The organism is Flavobacterium sp. (assembly GCF_013823965.1).
Taxonomy (GTDB): domain Bacteria; phylum Bacteroidota; class Bacteroidia; order Flavobacteriales; family Flavobacteriaceae; genus Flavobacterium.
Genome location: NZ_PNNA01000061.1, coordinates 1 through 22,292, shown reverse-complemented (window position 1 = coordinate 22,292; position 22,292 = coordinate 1). Strand labels below are relative to the sequence as shown.

The window sequence follows — 22,292 nt, the reverse complement described above, 5'->3', positions numbered from 1 at the left end:
AGCGACAAATGGAACATTCGAGCTGGAGATGTTTTTCTGGAAAACCACAAAACCCAATTCCTGAATTTCAACAAAAAAGCGCAAGGAATCACCACCAGTTTCGACTTTGGAGACGAAGACAACAAAACCAATATTTTTGCTTCGGCGGCCTTGGTCAAAGGACAATATGCCAAAAGTAATTTTGTGGGACAGGAAGGAAATCAAGGGCCTTATAAATTAATAGGGCAAAATGGCGAATTGTACGTCTTGGTCATTTCGGGTTCCGAGCGGGTTTACGTGAACGGAATCCTTTTGAAACGGGGCGAAAACAACGATTACACGATCGATTACAATGCCGGGGAAATCATCTTTACGCCACTTTTCACCATTACTTCCGAAATGCGAATTGCCGTCGAATACCAATATTCCAACCAAAATTACACCCGATTCGTCACTTATGCCGGCGGAAGCCACGAAAGCAAAAAATGGAGTTTCGGCAGTTATTTGTATTCCGAAAACGACTTGAAAAACCAGCCTTTACAACAAAGTCTTTCGGCCGAACAGGCACAAATTTTGGTCGATGCTGGCGACAATACAAACTTGATGGTGGCACCTTCCGCTTATCTGGATTCCTATTCCGACAACAAAATTTTGTATAAAAAAACGATGCTAAATGCCGTTGAAATTTTTGAATATTCGAACAATCCAGACGATGTTTTATACAATGTTCGTTTCAGCCAAGTCGCCGCCAACAAAGGGAATTACATCCTAAAAAACAGCGCTGCCATTGGCAGAATTTACGAATATATCGAACCCGTAAATGGAATTCCTCAAGGCAATTACGAGCCCGTCATACAATTGGTGGCTCCGATAAAAACCCAAGTAGCCACCTTTTTGGGCAAATACAATCCTAGCGAGAAAACGGCAATTGATTTTGAAATTGGCGTGAGCAACAACGACAAAAACCTTTTTTCTTCGCTGGACGATTCCAATAATCAAGGATTGGCGACCAAAATAAATGCCAAACAACGGCTTTTTTCCAAAAAATGGAATGTGGATGCTTTTGCCAATTACCAATTCATAGCCAAGGATTTCAGCTCGGTGGAACGGCTCTACAGCATTGAATTTGGACGCGACTGGAATTTGGGAACCACCGTCATTGGCAATCAAAGTTATTTGGTTTCGGGTCTGCAAATGACTTTGCCCGAAAAAGGAAACTTGGTTTATCAATTTGAAAAGTTGGATTACTCGGGAAATTTTTCCGGAAATCGTCACATTTTGAATGCTTCCTTTAGTTTGAACCAATGGAAGATTCGAAATTTGGGAAGTTACCTCAATAGCGATGCAACGACTTCTACATCGAAGTTTTTGCGAAACCAAACCCAAGTCAAGTATCATTTCAAGAAAAACTGGATTGGCAGCAGCCTGAAACTGGAAGACAACCAAGAAAAAGATAAAGCCAGCAACCAATTTTCGGCCTTGAGCCAACGATTTACCGAATACGGATTTTTTGCCGGACGTGGCGACAGCACCAAGGTTTTCGTGGAATTGGGTTATTTCAAAAGAGCGAATGACAGTTTGCTGAACGGTATGATTCAACGCGTAAACAATTCCCAAACTTTTGCTTTGCGGTCGAAATTGATTCAAACCAGCAAAAGTGATTTGTCCCTTTTTGTGAATTATCGCGTTTTGGATTTTGTGGATGCGACCAAGAAAAAAGAACCTTCGCTGAATTCCAGAATGATTTACAACGACCGTTTTTTCAACCAATTGATTCAATCGACGACAGTTTTCGAAACCAATTCGGGTTCCATTCCGCAACAGGAATTTACGTATCTTGAAGTTCCCGTTGGGCAAGGTATTTATACTTGGAATGACTACAACGACAACGGAATACAGGAATTGGAAGAGTTTGAAGTCGCACCTTTTGTGGATCAAGCGAAATACATTCGAGTGTATTTGCCCAACCGCATTTACATCAAAACGCATCAAAACAAGTTTTCGCAATCCATTACCTTGAACCCCAATCAGTGGCAAAACGAAGACGGGTTTAAAAAACTACTCTCCTATTTTTACAACCAAACTTCCTATCTCATTGACCGAAAAGTGGAAAACAAAGGCGACAATTTCGACCTGAATCCTTTCAGTAAATCCGAGGAAAATGTCTTGGGATTGAATTCGAGTTTCAGGAACAGCTTGTTTTTCAACCGCGGAAAACAAAAGCATTCAGTGACTTATACTTATGTTCAGAACGAGAACAAAAACTTGCTTTCGATTGGTTCACAAAATGCCAAAAACAGTTCGAACCAAATTCAATACAATCATTTGTACCAAAAAAGTTGGTTGTTCGGGATGTTTGCCAAAACCATCCAAACCGCATTGACATCGGAAAATTATCCGGAGAAGAATTATAAAATCGAGGGCTATCAATTAGCACCAAAAATCAGTTATTTGTTCTCGAAAAGCACCAGTTGGGACTTGTTTTATGAATTTCAAAACAAGGAAAATCAAATCGGCAAATTGGAAACTTTACAGCAAAGTCGTTTTGGAACTTCGTTTTCGTATGCCGGCGAGAAAAAATTCACGATGAATGGGGAAGTTTCCTTTTACCAAAACAAATTCGTTGGTAATGAATTTTCGTCGGTGGGATTTCAAATGCTCGAAGGTTTGCAAACGGGACAAAACCTGACTTGGCGATTGCTTTTGCAAAAGAATTTGACCTCTTTTCTGGACATCAATTTCAATTATCAAGGTCGAAAAAGCGAAACCAGTGCAACCATTCACACCGGAAGCGTGCAATTGAGGGCTTATTTTTAAAAAAAAATACAAAAAATAATTTTTGACAATTTATTTATTAACTTTAACATTCAAACCTTAAATTCAGCTTATTATGAAAAAGTTAGTCCTGTTATGTCTCGTTTTTGTTTTTTCGACAAGTATTTTTGCGCAAGAAACCAAAGCGAAAAAAGAACCTGCAAAAAAGGAAACCACCAAAAAGAAATCGGGTTATGATTATGACAAAGATGTTCCCGTAAAACCCACAAAAGAAAGTTCCAAAAAAGAAGTTGCCAAAAAATCAGGCGAAAAATACGACAAAGATGTTTCTGCAAAAGCGAAACCAAACAATAAATCGGAAGCGAACAAAATTGACGCCAAAATAAAAGACGAAAAATACACCAAAGGAAATTCTAAAAAGAAAGCGCCAATATTGAAAGAATCCAACGAAAAAGCCCCTAAAAAAGCCGACAAAGTTACTGGTGAATACAATGGTAAAAAAGTATATACGGGTTCTAGAGGAGGCACTTATTACATCAACAAAAACGGAAATAAAACCTATATTCAAGAGTAATATCGATTAAAAACTTGAACTGTCCAGAAATATAATTTTGGGCAGTTTTTTTATACCATTAACTTAATGGTATAATAATATTTTCGGAATATGAAATGCCAATGCTTTTCATATTTTCGCATCAAAATTGACACAAATAAATGAATTTCAATTCTACTCAAAAAACCATCTTGATTGCCCCTTTGAATTGGGGTTTGGGCCACGCCACAAGATGCATTCCCATCATTAAGGCATTGCAGGAAAACGATTATGTTCCAATTATTGCCTCGGATGGAATTGCGCTGGAATTGTTGCGAAAAGAATTTCCGTACCTACAATCGCTGGAATTGCCTTCGTACCAAATAGAATATGCCAAGAACGGCAAAAATTTCAAATGGAAGCTGTTGCAAAATTGTCCCAAAATGATTGAAGCCGTTTTGGAAGAAAAAAAAACCATCAAGAAATGGGTCAAGAAATACCATATCGACGGTATCATTTCAGACAATAGACTAGGGGTTTTCAGCCAAAAAGTGCCTTCGGTTTTTATCACCCACCAATTGAACGTAATGACCGGAAACACGACCTGGATTACCAGCAAACTCCACCAACACATCATCAAAAAATATGCGGAATGTTGGGTTCCCGATTTTGAAGAGACTCCAAATTTAACCGGCAAATTAGGTCACATTAAAAAGGCCGATTTCGAAATAAAATACATTGGCCCTTTGAGCCGAATCCAGAAAAAACCCATCCCAAAAAAATATGACTTGATGGTTATTCTGTCGGGACCAGAACCTCAACGCGGCATATTGGAGGAGAAACTAAAAAAAGAAATCTTGGGCTTTAAAGGCAAAACAATCTTCATCAAAGGCATCGTCGAAAAAGACCAGAAAAAGGACGAAACAGGCGATGTTACCTATTACAATTTCATGAACAGCCGCCAACTGGAACAAACCTTCAACGAAAGCGAAACCATCTTGTGCCGCTCCGGTTACACCACCATCATGGACTTGGTAAAACTGGGAAAGAAAGCCTTTTTTATTCCAACACCCGGACAATACGAACAGGAATATTTGGCCGAAAAATTCAAGAAAGAAGCTCTTGTTCCTTATGCAAAACAGGACGAATTCAAGATAGAAAACCTTGCCGAAATGGAGGTTTACAAAGGATTACAGCAGCACGAAAGCCCGTTTGACTGGACAAATTTATTTCAGGTTTTCGAGAAATAAACCGCACCTTTTATCATTAAAAAACCCGAATTAAACTAAGCAATTAGTCCAATTCGGGTTTTTAACAATTGAATTATACGATTAAGATTCCGTGTTGGAATCTTCGTGTTTGTCGTGTTTGATAATTTTGGCGTGAACAATAAAATACACGTACTCGGCTATATTTGAACAATGATCGGAAATTCGTTCCAAATGTTTGATTCCGATAACCAGATTGGTTCCAGAGACCACCGTTTTGGAATGGGCTCTCATTTCGGTGATGATGTCCTGAATGGTTTGGTCACTTTTATTTTTGATTGCCGTGTTCAAACTGAAAATTTCGGCAAAAGTATTTTCGTCTCTCGTCAAGAAATAGGAATTGGTTTTTGTCGTGATAAGTTCCACTTGTCTGCCCAAATCCGCAATGCCAAACTTGGCTATCAAATCGTGTTTTTCCTTGATATTCTTGGTTCTTTTGATGATGCTCATGGCCAAATCCCCAATTCGTTCTATCTCGTTGCTAATTTGCAAACATCCCATGATAAAACGCAAATCGGTAGCCACAGGCTGTTGCAAGGCAAAAATACTTTGACAAATCTCGTCGATTTTCACGTCCAATTTGTCGATTTTGCTTTCCACTTTCTTCACTTCTTTGCCTTCAATTGGCTCGGAAAGTAATGCTTTTACGGATTCGCTAACTTGGCTTTCGGCCAAAGCGCCAATTTTAACGATTACATTATTTAATTTTTCTAATTCTATTTCAAAATGTGTCATACAATTTTAGATTTCAGATTAAAGATTTTAGATTGCCTATCGGCTTGCAATTGAGGCATTGCTTACCCAAATCTTCCGGTGATGTAATCCTCGGTTTGTTTTTTCTCTGGTTTGGTAAAAATAGCATTTGTTTTTCCCATTTCAATCAATTCTCCCATATAAAAAAACGCGGTATGATCACTGGTTCTTGCCGCTTGTTGCATGTTGTGCGTCACGATGATGATGGTGTACTGTTCTTTCAATTCATGCACCAATTCTTCAATTTTGGAAGTCGAAATCGGATCCAGGGCACTTGCAGGTTCATCCATAAGGATAATGTCCGGGCTTACCGCCAATGTTCTTGCGATACACAAACGCTGCTGTTGACCGCCCGACAATCCCATGGCAGAATCACCCAACCTGTCTTTCAATTCGTCCCAAATGGCTGCTTGTCGCAAAGAAGTTTCCACAATTTCATCCAATTGGGTTTTGTCGTTGATCCCGTTGATGCGAGGTCCGTAAGCAATATTTTCATAAATGGATTTCGGGAAAGGATTGGATTTTTGGAAAACCATCCCAATTTTTTTGCGGATATTCACCACATCCACGTTCTTGTCATAGATATCTATTCCTTCCACAAGCAATTCTCCGGTGATTTTCACGCTTGGAATCAAATCATTCATTCGGTTAATGCATCTCAAAAAAGTAGATTTTCCACAACCGGAAGGCCCGATTAAAGCAGTAACTTTATTGGCTGGAATCTGCATCGAAATTTCCTTCAACGCCTTTTTTTCGCCGTAGTATAATGACAAATCGTTAACCTGTATTTTTATGTCTCTCATTTTATTTTTGTTATATCTAAAATAATATAGTTTTCTATATAAATTTATTTTGCTTTTCTTCTAATTCTCGAACGGATGACAACCGCAACCAAATTTAAAGATAAAGTTAGAATAAGCAATACCAATGTAGTTGCAAACTGGATAGGCATCGTTTTTTCCACATCTGATGATTGGGTGGACATAATGTAAACGTGATAACCCAAATTCATAAATTGGTCGCTTAAAGAACCCGGTAAAGTGGCCAAATAATAAGCCGCTCCGGTAAACAATATCGGCGCAACTTCTCCCGCACCTCTACTCACGGCAAGAATAGTTCCGGTCATAATTCCAGAAATGGATTCGGGAAAAACAATTTTTTTAATCGTTTGCCATTTGGTCGCTCCCAATGCCAAACTGGCTTCGCGCAACTCTCTCGGAATAGTTTTGAGAGACTCTTCCACGGAAACAATGATCACGGGAAGCGTCAACAAGGCCATGGTTAAACTCGCCCAAAGAATATTGGGTTGTCCCCAATGCAATTGTCCGTTATTGAAGGTGGAATCCATTCCGGTTCCCACAAATTGAATAAAAAATCCGAGTCCAAAAAGTCCAAAAATAATCGAAGGCACTACCGCCAATGTTCTTATGGAAAATCGAACCGCCGCAGCAAATTTTGAACTTTCGTGCGCATATTCCGTTAAATAAATGGCCGTGATGGTCCCAAAAGGAACAGCCGCTATCGACATCACGATGACCAATATGAAAGTACCAATCAAGGCTGGAAAAATCCCTCCTTGGGTCATTCCATCGGTTGGAAAAGAACTGATAAATTCCCAAGAAAATTTCTCGCGTCCTTGATAAATGATGATTCCCAAGATGATGAACAAAATGGCGATAATCAAAATAACTGCTAGTTGCGTTAATCCCACAACCGCTTTTTCTTTCACGTCTTTTCCCTTGCCGTTAGTCTTGGCAAAAGGATTTTCTGTTATGCTAATTGCTTTTTCCATACTATTTACCTTGGAATTTTTTGATTAATCTTCCTTTAACATAAAATTCTGCCACCGCGTTTAATATGAACGAGAAAATGAAAAGCAAAGACCCAATAAAAAACAAAACGCTGTAATGAGTTTCTCCAAAAACAGTTTCGGCCATTTCAGAACCAATGGTTGCGGCAAAAGTTCGCACGCTTTCAAACGGATTCGCGGACAATAATGCCGCATTTCCGGTTGCCATGAGCGCAATCATCGTTTCGCCAAAAACACGTCCCACACCCAAAAGCAAGGCTGCAAAAATACCCGGAGTTGCCGCTGGCAAAATCACCGAAAAAGCGGTTTGTGCTTTGCTGGCGCCCAATGCCAAACTGGCTTCGGTATAGGTTTTTGGAACTGCGGAAAGGGCGTCTTCTGAAATCGTGTAAATAATAGGAATTGCTGCTAATGCCATTGCCACACCGCCTATAAAAGCATTCAATCTGGAATCGTATCCAAAAATATCTTGGAAAAAAGTGGCCAAGACCATCATGGCAAAAAATCCAATAACCACTGACGGGAATGCCGCCAACATTTCGATGATGGGTTTGATGATTTCTTTTCTTCTATTGGATGCAAAACAGGAAGTGTAAACCGCTGCCAATATGGCCAAAGGTCCGGCAATAAGTATGGCAATCAGGGTTACTTTCAAAGTTCCCACTAGCAAGGCAATCAATCCAAAACGAGGATTGTCGGAAACGGGAACCCATTCCGTGGAGAAAAAAGTGCTCCAGGTTTTGTCGGCTCCTTCTTTGTTTTCCGTAACTTTTTCGTCAATGACAACCTCATCCGTTGTAGAATCTGGATTTAAATCTTCGGTTACCGTTCCGTAGGTTTCTGGTTCTGCTGACTCGGTTTCTTCAACCGCTGGATTCAAATCCTCGGTTGGAGCTCCGTAAGTTTCAGGTTCCAGACTTTCGGCTGGAGCGCCATAGGTTTCGGGCTGGCTTTCTTCCGCTGCAGTTTCGGCTCCATAGGTTTCAACTTCGGCTCCCGTACTTGCTTGTATTTCGGTGTTTGCTTTGGCTTTATCATTAAAACTGAATAAGGGCAAAGATTCCTTGAAAACAAAGATGAATATCAGGAAAATAATGGCTATCGAAAGAAAGGCTACCGAAGAAATGACTTTCTCGGCCAGAAACTCGGAAAGCCTGAATTGTTTTTTTAAACTCTCTTTGGTGAAAGTTTGTTTGTTTGTAAGTGGAGAATTCATTTAATGGATTTAAGAATTCATATATGCAAATTTTATTTTTCAGTGGTCATATATGATATCGCTTTTACTTATTGGTGTTTGCTTTCGCAAACTTGTTTTTAATGGCGATTTCATAGATATAAAAAATCCCTCCCTAATGAAAGAGAGGGATTTTTGTGCCTTGATTATTTTACTGGAAAATAGCCTACTGTTGCAATCATTTTTTGACCCTCTGAACTCAAAATCCAATCAATAAAAGCTTTGGTTTCTCCTGTTGGTTTTGATTTCAAATACATGTACAAGTATCTCGAAATTGGATAGGTTTTGTTTTTGATGGTGGCTTCCGTTGGCAAAACACCTTTGCTTTTGGCGTCTTTCTTTACTTTGCAATCTTTAACTCCTTCGGCATAAGCGGCACCACCATAACCAATGCTGTATTTGTCTTTTTTCACTGCATTTACAATGGCTGCAGTACCAGGCAAGGTTTGACAAGCTGGTGAAAAATCACCTTTTACCACGTGTTCCTTGAAGAATTCAAAAGTTCCCGAGCTGCTTTCTCTTCCGTACAATTGGATTTTGGCATCGGCTCCACCCACTTGTTTCCAGTTGGTAATTTTACCCGAGAAAATATCCCCAATTTGTTGAACCGTCAATTCAGATACCGAATTCCCTTTGTTCAAGAAAACCGACAAACCGTCTTTAGCACAAGCTATTTCAATACCGTTTTTCCTGTACTTCGCTTTTATTTTTTCCAACTCAGCCGGCTTGATTGGACGACTTGAATTTGCTATGTCAGTGGAACCATTAATCAATGCCGCTAGCCCAACTCCTGATCCACCACCAGTAACTTGAATAGTTGTTTCAGGATGTTTTTTCATATAAGCTTCTGCCCATTGTTGTGATAAAATAACCATAGTATCTGAACCTTTAATCGTTATTTTACTTAAAGTAGTAAACGAATATCCAATAGTCATCACGACTACTAAAAGGACTGCTATTCTTAATTTAGTTGTATTCATTTTAAAGTATATTTTAATTTTTTTACAAAAGTAAAACGACAACGTTAAGTCTATGTTAAGCTAGTATTATTCAATCTTTACTATTTAGGTAGTTTTTACAATGATTTTACAATAAAGAAAAAGAACCATAACAAATATAAGTTTTTAAATACTGAAAATCAGTATAATAACCTCTAAAATTTTAAAAAAAAGAGGCTATTTCAAGATGTATGAAATAGCCTCTTTCTATTAATATTAGAAAACTAAAAATTGAATTGCGCTTGCAATCGCAACAAATTTCCTTGTTGCCTGTTGTTTGGAAGTGCGCTGTCTTCAAAGGTTCTGTCAGCAATAACCCACTCGGCGACTAATTCAAATGCTTTGATGGGTTGCCATTCTACACCTATTTCGTAATCTCTTACCACATAACTTCTGGCATCTTTTTCAAATTTCTTTCCACCGTCATAATATTGGAACTTAGCAAAAGGATATAAATATTGGTGTTTTGGTAAATCCCATTTGTAGTTTAAAGTAACATAACCTCCTTCTAAACTGGAAACATCAACCGTATTGGTAACCTTGTCATAACGAGGTCCTTTTCCAATGTTGTATTCGGTTTGGATTCCAAATGGTTTTGGATACAAAATAAAAGTAGCTCCTACTCTTTGGTCAACAGTATTTAGTTTATTTGGAGTTGTCACGCCTGTAGACAATTCATTGGTAAAAGCCCATTTTCCAGTATAAGCTTGTAATCCTGGTTCTATGATTTGATTTCCAATAACAAATGGATAAGTAACCCTTGTCACTACGTGTAAATTTCTATTGGCCTCAGATTTATTAGCTGTTTGTCCGTTATAAGCTCCAAAAGCAAACACCCCATAATCTCCAGAACCTTTATATCCGTCTTTTACTAACATGGCAAAACGCTCCCTAATCTCGACTGGAGCCCAATAAAAAAATGCCCCCAAATCTCTTTCATTGGCGATGGCGCTATTCAAACCATCATTACGATCTAATGTCAAACGATTCTGGCTTGATTGCAAATTTTCAAAACCAAAAGGTATTTTACTTTGTCCCAGTCTAATTCTGTATTCTTTTTTCTTGTCGAACGAAATGTCTGCATAAGCATCTTTAATTTGGGCAAAATTATTTATACCTGACGATACAGAACTAGCAAAATCGGGTTGAATGTAAACATAAACGTTAGGATGTACCTGTCCAGAGAAAACGACACGAGCACGTCTTAAAAAAAAGCCATTGTTAGATTTTGCATCTGGAGCGGTTGAAGTTGTTCCCCAAGATTTATCACATTGATCGCAAGCGACTTTGTCGTTAGTGGAAAACAATCCGTTATATCTTACTTGAACATAACCTCGAATAGAGATTTTGTTAAACCACAACTCTTTATCGGTCTTTGCTTTCTCGGCTTGTTTTTCTTTATTAATGGAATCTAAAATACGAACTACTTCTCTTGAGATCTCGTCTTTCTTGACATCTTGTGCATTAAGAAGAGACGAAACAATGAATAAACCTGCAAATAAAATCTTTTTCATTTTTTTATGATTTAATATTTTGCAAAGGTGAAACTGTTATGTTAAGCCAACGTTAACACAACATTATGTTGATGATAAATTAAAGTTCATTTAAAACAATAAAGTTAATACTTTTTATCTAATGTTTTGTTGTTTAGAACTTTAAAAAAACAATAGTGACTGTATGTTAATTTAACTTTTCGCCTAGGTTACTTAATTTGGCCCTTGCCAAAGTAAAAGAAAACTCCGAACCAATGCCAAACTCGCTTTCCACGTATATTTTTTCCTTGTGTGCTTCGATGATGTGTTTGACAATGGCGAGTCCCAATCCGGAACCTCCTTCTGAACGGGAACCACTTTTATTGACGCGATAGAAGCGTTCGAAAATTCTTGGAAGATTTTGTTTTTCTATTCCTTCTCCATTATCGGTGATGCGAATCAAGACTTTTTTCTTGGTTAGATTAATTACGCTTACTTCGGTCAGGCCTCCTTCTTTGCCATATTTTATGGAATTGACTATCAAGTTTTCGATAACCTGTTGTAGTTTGTCCTTGTCTCCTTTTACAAAAATGGGTTGGATGTGGTAATTTTCGAATGCCAATGTGATTTTCTTTTTGTCGGCTTTCATTTCCAATAAATCAAAAACATTTTGAATCAATTCGACAATATCAAATTCAGAAAATTCCAAATTTAAATCGCCAACTTCCAGTTTGGTAATCATATCTAGATCTTCGACAATATAGATTAATCGTTCCACTCCTTTTTCTGCACGCTTCAGGTATTTCTTTCTAATGGCTTTGTCGTCCATAGCTCCGTCAAGGAGTGTGGAAATATAACCTTGCACGGTAAAAAGCGGGGTTTTTAGTTCGTGGGAAACATTGCCTAGAAATTCTCTTCGGTATTCTTCGCGAACTTTCAACATTTCAATCTCCAGTTTTTTGCCGGTGGCAAACTTCTTCATTTCTTGCGTCAAGGTTTCCATGTCGGTTGTTATGGGTTGATTGATGAATGTACTGGATTCCAATAAGGAAACATCATCATAGATTTTTTTTACCCTTCGATAAATAAAACGCTCCACTCTATATTGTATGACAAGAAATGAAAAGGTGTAAATAATGAAAAGGGCGATTACCCCAAACAAAAGCATGTTTTTTTGGGTATAGACAAATAATGCTTTTACCAACAGCATTGCAAATACCGTAACAAAAAGGCTAATGAATAAAGCTGAAATTACAGCAAACTTATAGGTTTTTTTAAAACTTATTTTCATCTTTCAAAGTTCGGTGATTTGTACAAATTTAACACAAAATTTATACTTCAAATTTGTAGCCTACTCCTTTGATGGTTTTAAAAAAATCGTCGCCAATTTTTTCTCGAAGTTTCCTGATATGGACATCTATGGTTCTTCCGCCCACAACGACTTCATTTCCCCAAACCTTGTCCAGGATTTCGTCGCGCTTAAATACTTTTCCAGGCTTTGAAGCCAATAAGTAGAACAACTCGAACTCTTTGCGAGGCAATGCAATTACGACATTGTTTTTTATGATTTTATATTCTTCGCGATTGATTTCTATGCCGCCCACATTGAGGGTTTCGCTGCTTTTTTCCTGTTCTTTCAATCGGCGCAACAATGCTTTTACCTTGCTGACCAATAATTTTGGTTTAATGGGTTTGGTAATATAATCATCGGCTCCGGCGTCAAATCCTGCCACTTGCGAGTAATCTTCGCTTCTGGCTGTAAGAAAAGTGATTATTACATTGTTGAGTTCTGGAATTTTCCTGATGTTTTCACAAGCTTCCATTCCGTCCATTTCTGGCATCATCACGTCCATAATGATAAGATCGGGTACTTCTTTCTTGGCTTTTAGAATGGCTTCTTTTCCATTGGATGCCGTAAAAATTTGATATCCTTCTTGCGAGAGATTGTATCCCACAATTTCCAAGATATCCGGTTCATCGTCAACCAGTAAAATCTTTGTGTTTCGTTTTTTCATAATAGCAACAATACTGCATTTGCATTTGTAAAGGTAAAGATAAAACTAAACCATCAAAGCTGTTAACCCATATTTAATAAGATAACCATTTGTTAATATTAACGCAACCAAATCGTAATAGTCAAGTAACTTTTACTTTACAAGTTGGCCTTTCCTTTGCAAAAACAAAAACACAATTAAAATGAAATTTAGACTATTGTTTATTGCACTATTAATCTCCACACTTTCATTTTCAAAAAATGAGGGAAAAATTATTGGAGTATTAACAGACAAACATTTAAACCAAAAAACATTGCCATCGGCAAAAGTAATAATAAGAGAAGCCAACATAAGCACCAATACAGATGCCAACGGAAAGTTTTCCATTGTCATTCAACCTGGAGTTTATATCGTTGAGTTTAGCCTTGCCGGGTATGAATCTACCGAAGTCATAGTTACCGTTAACGAAGGAGAAACAACTATCACCAATGAATCCTTGATTCCTACTAATTATAACCTGAAAGAGGTTGTAATAAGAACTAAATCAAGCAGGGAAAAAGAAACCGCCATTTTGCTAGAACAAAAAAATGCAGTAGAAATAAAACAAGCCATTGGAGCCGAAGAGCTTTCAAGAAAAGGAGTTGGCGACGTGGCGACTGCCGTAACGAAGGTAACTGGAATTTCTAAGCAAGAAGGTTCAGGAAATATTTTTGTAAGAGGTTTGGGAGATCGCTATAATTCTACCACAATGAATGGATTGCCAGTTCCATCTAACGATCCTGAAAAGAAAAACATTAATTTAGAAATTTTCTCTACTGACATTGTAGAATATATTTCTATTGACAAAGTATATAGCAGCAAGCTTTATGGTGATTTTTCAGGAGGAAATGTTGACATTGTTTCTAAAGATTATAGCGGAAATGGTTTTCTGAAATTAGATATCAAATCGAAAGTGAATACCAATGCCTTGTCTGAAAACAATTTCAACCTTCAAAAAGGGGTTGGTAATTTTGGTTTCACTAATATATCGATACCAAACAATCCATTGAATCAATACAATTTCAACACACTTCAACTAGAAGTGAAATCTCCTGTAGGCACTTCTTTCGGTCTTTCAGGCGGAAACTCTTTTCGTGTTGGAAATATCGGAAAAATAAACTTTTTCTCAACTTTTTCTCACGATAACGAATACACTTCAAAAAGTGATGGCACTGCTAAAGGAGGCGTAAATGGAACTGGGGTGGCAAACAAGAATTTCGATTCTTATACTTCATTAAACTTTAACACCAATACCACTGCTATGGCTAATATTGGCTACAAAATAAACCACAATAATAAAATAAATTTCAACACTGTATTCGTTAATACTTCAACACAATCTAAAGAAGACTACACTGGTTATATCGTTGATGTAGCCAATGATGGCAACGGATTGATTCGCAGAACGACTTACACAAAAAACAGCTTGTGGATTAATCAATTATTAGGCGAAAACAAGCTTAGTGATCGTTCGAAATTAAATTGGGGACTATCCTACAATACTATCCAAGGAAATATGCCCGATAGGGTTCAGAACACTTTCAGAAAACAAACTGATGGCTACACGCTTTATCCTGACAACAATAGATATTTTCAAAAATTGAATGAAGATGAAGCTGCCATAAACACTTCATTTGATTACAAATTTCGAAAAATTGAAGATGGGTTATATAAAGGAAAAATAACTTTTGGATTTAGCTCAAGATATAAAACAAGAGATTTCGAAGCTACACAATTTAGCTTAAAAACAGCTTCAAACCACATAAATACTATAGTTGACCTTGAAAATTTAGATTTGTTTTACAACCAACAAAATTTAGATGCTGGTTACTTCAACATTTCAACTTTCCGAGGTGGATCACAAGTTAGTAACGCATTAGATCCTCAAACCTATAACGGAGAACAATCTATCAACGCTGGTTTTGTAAACACTGAATATAAGTCTAACAAATTAACAACCGTTCTAGGATTGAGAGGCGAATATATTCTTCAAAAAATAAAATGGAATACTCAATTAGACCCAAGTGGAGGAAAAGACGAATTAGATAAATATGCTTTTTTGCCAAGTCTAACTTTGAAATATGAATTAAACGACAAACAAAATTTACGTTTTGGATTCAGCAAAACCTATACTTTACCTCAGTTCAAAGAAAGAGCTTTGTTTCTTTATGAAGAAGTAACCGAAGTAAAAATAGGAAATCCACATTTGTACGCTTCTGATGATTATAATTTTGATTTAAAATGGGAAATGTTTCCTAAAAGCGAAGAGCTAATTTCAGTAACTGCTTTTGGAAAATATATTCAGAATCCAATGAACGAAGTTACAATTGCCTCATCAACCAACGATATTTCTTATGTAAACACAGGAGATTATGGTTATGTAACTGGAGCAGAAGTAGAATACAGAAAACTACTTTTTGATTTCGAAAGTAAAAATCCGAAGAAACTTTCAGCAGGCATCAATGCTTCTTATTTATACAGTAATCAAGAATTAAATTCAGAAAAAGTAATAAAAGAAACCGACTATAATGTTGTTTTCACCAACAGTAAAAGCAAATTTACTGGAGCCTCTGATTTGTTATTGAACGCTGATATTTCCTTTTTAAACAAATGGAATGACAACAAAAACAATCTTACCACCACCTTGGCTTATTCTTATTATTCAGATCGTGTTTATGCCATCGGAACTAGCGATAGAGGAAACCTGATTGACAAAGCCTTTAGCTCTTTAGATTTTATTGCGAAATCTAAACTTAATAAAAACATAGGCATTGGATTTGTTGCTAAAAATCTATTAAACCCAACTCTTAACAGAGTTCAAGAAAATTCTAACGGAGATATAAATGTATTATCTTATAAAAAAGGATTGACCTTGAGTTTGAACCTTAATTATCAATTTTAAAACTAAACTATTTCAAAAAACAGTCTAAATATTTCGTTTCCTTTCAACCCATTCCAAATTAAGAAATGCCTCAAGCTTACTTATATTCGGAATGGGTTGAAAATTTTAATCCAACAAAACCTGCAATTTTAAAACTTTTATGACTACATAAACTTTAGATAACACAAGAAACATTAACATAATATAAAAACAGCATTTATTTAAAATAACAATGACAATTGCTTAACGCTTATAAATCAAATTCACAACATCTTTGCCATAGAAATTAAATTTAAAATTTAAAAACAATTATGAAAAAATCAATTGTAAAATTATTTGGAATTATTGCCGTATCGGCAAGTTTGTTTACTAGTTGCTCTTCTTCTAATGACTCAACTCCATCATCAACATTTGTTGTTGACGCTAACAAATTTGAAGGCACCATAAAAGATGGCGAAGTAATTCTTAATCCAGCAACTACTTATAAACTAAGTGGAAAACTCCTAGTAAGCAGTGGTGCCACATTAACAATTCCTGCTGGAACAAGAATTGAAGGAACCGGCGGAACAGCTTCATACATTGCAATTGCGCAAGGAGGAAAAATTTATGTAAACGGTACCGCTACAAACCCTGTTGTAATGACAAGTGGTTTAGCAACAAAAGCTGCTGGTGACTGGGGTGGATTAGTTATCTGCGGAAAAGCACCAATTAATATTGTAAGCGGCGGAGCAACTACTGCCCAAGCAGAAGTTTCTGATTTAACTTACGGAGGAAATATCGCTAACGACAATTCAGGATCACTCAAATATTTAAGAATCGAATATTCCGGAGCTAGATATAGCCCTACAAAAGAATTTAACGCACTTTCATTATTCGGAGTAGGATCTGGAACAACAATCGACTACGTACAGTTATATCACGGATCTGATGATGGAATTGAATTCTTCGGAGGGACAGTAAATACTTCTCACTTGGTTTCTTTTGGAAACGAAGACGATCAATTTGACTGGACAGAAGGTTGGAGCGGAACAAACTCATACTGGTATGGCAAAGAAGCTTTCGGTTTAGGAAACAGAGGAATTGAAGCAGACAATTATGAATTAGGATTTTTAAACACACCTATTTCAAATCCTACAATTACAAACTTAACTCTTGTTGGTCCTGGAAGCACTGCTGACCCATTAGTTTACACAGAAAATGACGGATTAAAATTAAGAAGAGGAACTAAAGGAATTTTCACAAACGTAGTTTTAAGCGGATGGGCAACAGGAGTAAATGTTGAAAGCGACGAAAGTATTGCTGCTGTTGTTGCAGGAACTCTAAAAGCAACATCTGTAAATTTCATTTCCGATATTGCAACAAAAACCAAAGGAAAAACTACAGCTGGAACTTCATCAAATGTTAGCGCTTTTGTAACTTCAGAATCTTCTGTTGCAACTGGAGCTGGAAACGGATCTGCAGCCCCAGATTGGGCTTCTGGTTGGGCACTTTTCCAGTAAATAATTGCCTTATTTGTAAAAACAATTTTTAGTCATATCCATAAAACATCCTGGAAATTCCAGGATGTTTTTTTGTTCAAACATCTGGAAAACTGTTTGACAATGACTGCCAAGCCTAATTTAATTCGTTAATTTTTAGCCAAAAAACTCTTGGGAACGCACTTTTATCGATTTTGGTATACTATTTGAAAAGTTTTTTTAATATCTTTACGTAACCAAATCGAACTGATGACGAAAAATTACTTTTATATTGCCACTTTTCTGGTTTTTTTCTTTACTCTAGGCCTATCTGCCCAAGAGACAAAGCAACAATCCAAACTTCAAGAAACCACAAACATTGAGGGTTTAAACTTGTACCCAAACCCCGTGAGCAATGGCAAAGTATATATCACCTCAAAAAACGACTCCGACAAAGAGATAATCATCTTTGACGTTTTGGGTAAAAAAGTCCTTCAAACCACCATTAGTTCAAGAGAACTTGGTATTTCTAACCTGTCTCCAGGCGTTTACATCATCAAAATAAACGAAGGAGAAGCCTCTGCCACTAGAAAACTTATAGTCAAGTAGTAGCATCCCAAATTCCTTCATAATTTAATGTTTTTTTTACATTGTTTCTTTTCTTACAAAAGAAACTATTGTTATATTTGCGTAACTAATTTAAAAAAATGTTATGAAAAAACTCTACACTTTATCTTTTATTTTATTGGCTAGTTTGTCTTTTGGGCAAACAATTCCTTTTACTGGGACTGGAGCTTTAACAGCAAATGGTTGGACTTTACATAGTGGAACAACTGCAGGTCAACTAACAATTCTAACAACTGCAAGTGATAGTGGAAGCAGCTTATCTTTCACTGGTTTAGCTGCTTCAACAGGAAATCGTACCTCTGTTATTGCCGGAAATTCAGAAGACGATAATTACCCAACTACATCTGCATTAACAGGAACAATTTATTATTCCGCATTAATAAAAGCAGTTGATAATACAGGAATGAATCTAAACACATCAGCAGGTGACTATTCTTTATCTTTAGGAGGATCTGCAGGATCTACTATATCAAATTTACCCGCTAGAATTTACGTTCGACAAGGATCGGCTGTAAACACATTTAACATAGGTATATTAAACAACAGTGGAGGAACCGTTGCTCCATCATACATTGCAACTGACTTTGCCGTTTCAACAACATATTTTGTAGTTGTAAAATTTGTCATAGCTACAAACACAGCAAGCATATACATAAATCCTACTCCAGGCGCAGTTGAACCAACCGCTACTGCTACAAATGCTTCAGGCACAACTACTGCACCTGCATCTATACTTAGTATTTGCATTAGGCAAGGAGGTAATGCTACTACCGGAACAGGAAATGTTGAAATAGATGAAATTAGAGTTGGTAGCGATTGGGCTTCTGTTACTCCAGCAGCACCTCTTAGCGTTAAGCAAAACAAAATATCCGGATTAAATGTATATCCAAACCCAGTAACAAATGGTACTTTATACATTTCTTCTGACAGTGCTTCAGCAAAATCCGTTGAAATCTACGACATATTAGGCAAACAAGTATTGAATGCCAAAACTTCCAACAACGCCGTAAATGTATCCAACCTAAAAGGCGGTGCTTACATTGTAAAAATCACGGAAGAAGGAAAAACAGACACTAGAAAATTAATTATCGAATAGTTAATTTCTTAAAAAAATTAAAAGCTCCAATTTTGCAATTGGAGCTTTTTTATTGGAACCAACAAAGCGAACGCACGTAATGGCATTACTATCAATAAATTGACCGTATTTTAGAAGTTAAAAAAGTGCAGTTTTTTTATGTTTTTGTATTCTTAAAAGAAAATACTTACTATATTTACAACATAACTTTAAATCCCCCAAAAATGAAAAAACTTTACACACTATCCATCGTTTTATTGACCTCTTTGTCTTTCGGACAAACACCAATCAGCCTTATTGGCGTAAACGTTCCTTATACTGAAGATTTTAGCGGAATGGGCGCTACTGAAACGGCTTTTATTCCCGGATGGACTGCAATTAATGTCGCTAACGGAGCAACTTTGACAATGGCCGTAACTAATGGAGCGGCAAATTCCGGCAATGTTTACAATGTTGGCGCTACAGGCTCCGAAGAAAGAGCTTTTGGAACACTGGCAGATGGAACTACAATTCCAGCATTGGGAGCCGTATTTACAAACAATACAGGAGGTACTGTTACAAAAATATCCATCCAAGCTAGAATGGAACAATGGAGAGAATCCGACAATGAAATGGCAAATGAAACTGTAGCTTTCTCTTATAGTTTTGACGCCACAAGTTTAGACAATGGAAATTGGACAAGCGTAACGGCCCTGGATTTAAAAGAAAAATTGACAACTGTAAATACCAATAATGCCGTTAACGGAAATTTAGCCGCGAATTACACGAATATGTCCAACATCATATCAGGATTAAATTGGGCAAATGGAACAAATTTATGGATTAAATGGACAGATGCCAGCGATCCCGGCAGTAATGGATTGTATGCCATCGACAATTTTATCATAAGCGTCAGTGAAGCTAATTTAGGCCTCAAACAAAACGCTATTGCAGGTTTGAACATGTATCCAAATCCGGTTTCCAACGGTACTTTATACATCACTTCTAACAGCAGTGAAGCAAAATCGATTGCCGTTTATGACGTATTGGGAAAACAAGTTTTAAACACCAAAACTTCCAGCAGTTCCGTAAATGTTTCCAACCTAAAAAGTGGAGTGTATTTTGTAAAAATCACTGAAGACGGAAAAACAGATACCAAAAAATTAATTATTGAATAATTAATGGCAACCTAATTTATTAAAAACTCCAATTGTAAAGTTGGAGTTTTTTTTATTTAATTACTTTTGCAAAAAAGAATTCTTGATTCCAACTCCAGACATATTTTCCATTTCGAGCCAAAAGCAATTTGAAAAAATAGCGCTTAAGACATTTCGTTTTCAGCATCAAAACAACTTGGTCTATCGAGAATTTTGCGATTTTTTAAAAACAGATCTTCAAAAAGTGAAATCATTGGAGCAAATTCCGTTTTTACCGATACAGTTTTTCAAAAGCCACAGAGTAATTTCCAATGAAAACCCAATTCAAGAAACCTTTACCAGCAGTGGCACAACAGGAATGGCAACAAGCAAACATTTCGTTACCGAAGTCAGTTTATATGAAGAAAGTTATCGAAAAGGATTTTCACAATTCTACGGCAATATCGAAGATTACGTGGTTTTGGCTTTACTTCCTTCCTATTTGGAACGCGAAGGTTCTTCACTGATTTACATGGTCGAAGACTTGATTCAAATGACCAACAATCCCGAAAGTGGTTTTTATCTTCACAACCACGAAGAACTCATCGAAAAATTGACCCGATTGGACAATTCGGGACAAAACGTGATTCTGATTGGCGTTACTTATGCTTTGTTGGATTTAATCGAAAAACATCCTTTCCAGTTGCAAAACACCATTATTATGGAAACGGGTGGAATGAAAGGCCAACGCAAAGAAATGATTCGCGAAGAATTGCACGAACAACTTTGCCAGGGTTTTGGCGTGACTGCCATCCATTCTGAATATGGAATGACCGAATTGTTGTCGCAAGCCTATTCCTTGGGAAATGGCGTGTTCGAATGCCCTTCCTGGATGCAAATTCTCGTTCGCGACACTGAAGATGCCTTGACTTATGTTTCCAGCGGAAAAACAGGCGGTATCAACGTGATTGATTTGGCCAATATCAATTCCTGCTCTTTTATTGCCACGCAGGATTTGGGCAAAAAAAATCCCAACAACTCTTTCGAGGTATTGGGACGTTTTGATAATTCGGATATTCGCGGTTGTAATTTGATGGTGATATAAAAGTTAATTCGTTTATTTGTTTAATCGGTTAACCAAATAAACGATTAAACAGTTAAACAATCCTCAATACAAAATAATTTTTCTTTCCACTTTGTAACAACACAAATTGATTATTGATTAAATCTTTGATCGAAAGCACGAATTCTTCGGTTACTTTTTCTCGGTTTACAGAAATGGAATTGGCCGTTAAAGCGCGTCTTGCTTCACCATTCGATTTTAAGAAACCTGTTTTTTCGTTTAGAACGTCAACAATGTTGATTCCGGATTCGATTTCGGATTTGGCAATTTCAGCTTGCGGAACTCCGTCAAAAACTTCCAAGAAAGTGGCTTCGTCCAATTGTTTCAAATCATCAGCGGTGGCATTTCCAAAAAGAATTCCCGAGGCTTTAATCGCATTTTCCAAATCGGCTTGCGAATGCACCATAATGGTTATTTCTTCGGCCAAACGTTTTTGCAACAAACGCAAATGTGGCGCTTCTATATGTTTTTCGGTCAAATCTTGAATTTCTTCTTTCGTCAAAAATGTAAAAATCTTGATGTATTTTTCGGCATCCACATCGGAAGTATTCAACCAATATTGGTAAAATTTATATGGCGAAGTTCTGGCGGAATCCAACCAAATATTTCCTCCTTCGGATTTACCAAACTTGGTTCCGTCGGCTTTGGTGATTAACGGACAAGTCAAGGCATAGGCCTTTCCACTAGCTATTCTACGCACTAATTCGGTTCCCGTGGTAATGTTTCCCCATTGGTCACTTCCGCCCATTTGAAGCGTACAGCTTTTATCTCGGTACAAATGCAAAAAGTCGTATCCTTGAACCAATTGATAGGTAAACTCCGTGAATGACATTCCTTCGGCAGCTTCAGAAGACAATCGTTTCTTTACAGAATCTTTGGCCATCATATAGTTTACCGTAATATGTTTCCCTACGTCACGAATGAATTCCAAGAAAGAGAAATTCTTCATCCAATCGTAATTATTTACTAATTCGGCAGCATTTGGCGCATTGGAAGTGAAGTCTAAAAAGCGGGATAATTGTCCTTTTATCGCTTCTTGATTGTGGCGTAAAGTGGCTTCATCCAGCAAATTTCTTTCATTTGATTTTCCGGACGGATCGCCAATCATTCCTGTTGCACCGCCTACTAAAGCCAATGGTTTATGTCCTGATAACTGAAAA

18 protein-coding genes are annotated in these 22,292 nt (G+C 37.1%); 9 read left to right on the top strand and 9 right to left on the bottom strand.

Features of this window, described 5'->3' with window-relative positions:
* The 3 genes from C0430_RS07290 to C0430_RS07280 form a co-directional block, all read left to right on the top strand.
* On the top strand, nt 1-2,796 hold a 2,796-nt coding region (locus C0430_RS07290; protein WP_290867368.1), incomplete at its 5' end, for a hypothetical protein.
* A gap of 73 nt (nt 2,797-2,869) precedes the next feature.
* Nucleotides 2,870-3,328 (top strand): hypothetical protein, encoded by a 459-nt coding sequence (locus tag C0430_RS07285; RefSeq protein ID WP_290867365.1) that lies wholly within the window; start codon nt 2,870-2,872, stop codon nt 3,326-3,328.
* A gap of 140 nt (nt 3,329-3,468) precedes the next feature.
* Nucleotides 3,469-4,536 (top strand): glycosyltransferase, encoded by a 1,068-nt coding sequence (locus tag C0430_RS07280; protein ID WP_290867363.1) that lies wholly within the window; start codon nt 3,469-3,471, stop codon nt 4,534-4,536.
* 81 nt (nt 4,537-4,617) lie between these two features.
* On the opposite strand, the gene phoU is transcribed toward C0430_RS07280, so the two are convergent.
* From phoU to C0430_RS07240, 8 genes are all read right to left on the bottom strand, one after another.
* Nucleotides 4,618-5,289 carry a phosphate signaling complex protein PhoU gene (gene phoU, locus C0430_RS07275; RefSeq protein WP_290867361.1) on the bottom strand — a complete coding sequence of 224 codons (672 nt, stop codon included), beginning with the start codon at nt 5,287-5,289 and terminating at the stop codon, nt 4,618-4,620.
* 62 nt (nt 5,290-5,351) lie between these two features.
* The gene (gene pstB, locus C0430_RS07270) at nt 5,352-6,110 is read right to left on the bottom strand and encodes a phosphate ABC transporter ATP-binding protein PstB (RefSeq protein WP_290867359.1); all 759 of its coding nucleotides are present in this window, start codon (nt 6,108-6,110) and stop codon (nt 5,352-5,354) included.
* Nucleotides 6,111-6,154: 44 nt separating this feature from the next.
* Entirely contained in the window at nt 6,155-7,099 is a 945-nt protein-coding gene (gene pstA, locus C0430_RS07265) for a phosphate ABC transporter permease PstA (RefSeq protein WP_290867357.1), read from the bottom strand.
* Nucleotide 7,100: 1 nt separating this feature from the next.
* The gene (pstC, locus tag C0430_RS07260; RefSeq protein ID WP_290867355.1) at nt 7,101-8,333 is read right to left on the bottom strand and encodes a phosphate ABC transporter permease subunit PstC; all 1,233 of its coding nucleotides are present in this window, start codon (nt 8,331-8,333) and stop codon (nt 7,101-7,103) included.
* A 164-nt stretch (nt 8,334-8,497) separates the two neighbouring features.
* Nucleotides 8,498-9,331: a phosphate ABC transporter substrate-binding protein gene (locus tag C0430_RS07255; protein WP_290867352.1), complete on the bottom strand. Its 834-nt coding sequence runs from the start codon at nt 9,329-9,331 to the stop codon at nt 8,498-8,500.
* Between the two features lie 242 nt (nt 9,332-9,573).
* A complete protein-coding gene (locus C0430_RS07250; protein ID WP_290867350.1) occupies nt 9,574-10,863 on the bottom strand; it encodes a porin in 1,290 nt (429 codons plus the stop codon).
* A 166-nt stretch (nt 10,864-11,029) separates the two neighbouring features.
* Nucleotides 11,030-12,112: an ATP-binding protein gene (locus C0430_RS07245; RefSeq protein WP_290867348.1), complete on the bottom strand. Its 1,083-nt coding sequence runs from the start codon at nt 12,110-12,112 to the stop codon at nt 11,030-11,032.
* Between the two features lie 40 nt (nt 12,113-12,152).
* Complete coding sequence (locus C0430_RS07240) at nt 12,153-12,836, bottom strand: response regulator transcription factor (RefSeq protein WP_290867346.1); 684 nt, start codon at nt 12,834-12,836, stop codon at nt 12,153-12,155.
* A gap of 181 nt (nt 12,837-13,017) precedes the next feature.
* On the opposite strand from C0430_RS07240, the gene C0430_RS07235 reads away from it, so the two are divergent.
* The 6 genes from C0430_RS07235 (at nt 13,018) to C0430_RS07210 (ending at nt 21,114) form a co-directional block, all read left to right on the top strand.
* Nucleotides 13,018-15,756, top strand: coding sequence for a TonB-dependent receptor (locus C0430_RS07235; protein ID WP_290867344.1), 2,739 nt, complete (start codon nt 13,018-13,020; stop codon nt 15,754-15,756).
* Nucleotides 15,757-16,046: 290 nt separating this feature from the next.
* Entirely contained in the window at nt 16,047-17,234 is a 1,188-nt protein-coding gene (locus C0430_RS07230; RefSeq protein WP_290867342.1) for a hypothetical protein, read from the top strand.
* Nucleotides 17,235-17,462: 228 nt separating this feature from the next.
* On the top strand, nt 17,463-17,801 hold the full coding sequence (locus tag C0430_RS07225; protein WP_290867340.1) for a T9SS type A sorting domain-containing protein: 339 nt from the start codon (nt 17,463-17,465) through the stop codon (nt 17,799-17,801).
* 103 nt (nt 17,802-17,904) lie between these two features.
* Entirely contained in the window at nt 17,905-18,915 is a 1,011-nt protein-coding gene (locus tag C0430_RS07220) for a T9SS type A sorting domain-containing protein (protein ID WP_290867338.1), read from the top strand.
* Between the two features lie 203 nt (nt 18,916-19,118).
* The gene (locus tag C0430_RS07215) at nt 19,119-20,051 is read left to right on the top strand and encodes a T9SS type A sorting domain-containing protein (protein WP_290867336.1); all 933 of its coding nucleotides are present in this window, start codon (nt 19,119-19,121) and stop codon (nt 20,049-20,051) included.
* A gap of 82 nt (nt 20,052-20,133) precedes the next feature.
* On the top strand, nt 20,134-21,114 hold the full coding sequence (locus C0430_RS07210) for an acyl transferase (protein ID WP_290867334.1): 981 nt from the start codon (nt 20,134-20,136) through the stop codon (nt 21,112-21,114).
* 52 nt (nt 21,115-21,166) lie between these two features.
* Here C0430_RS07210 and tyrS read toward each other — a convergent pair.
* The coding region (tyrS, locus tag C0430_RS07205) for a tyrosine--tRNA ligase (protein WP_290867332.1) at nt 21,167-22,292 on the bottom strand (1,126 nt) is incomplete at its 5' end.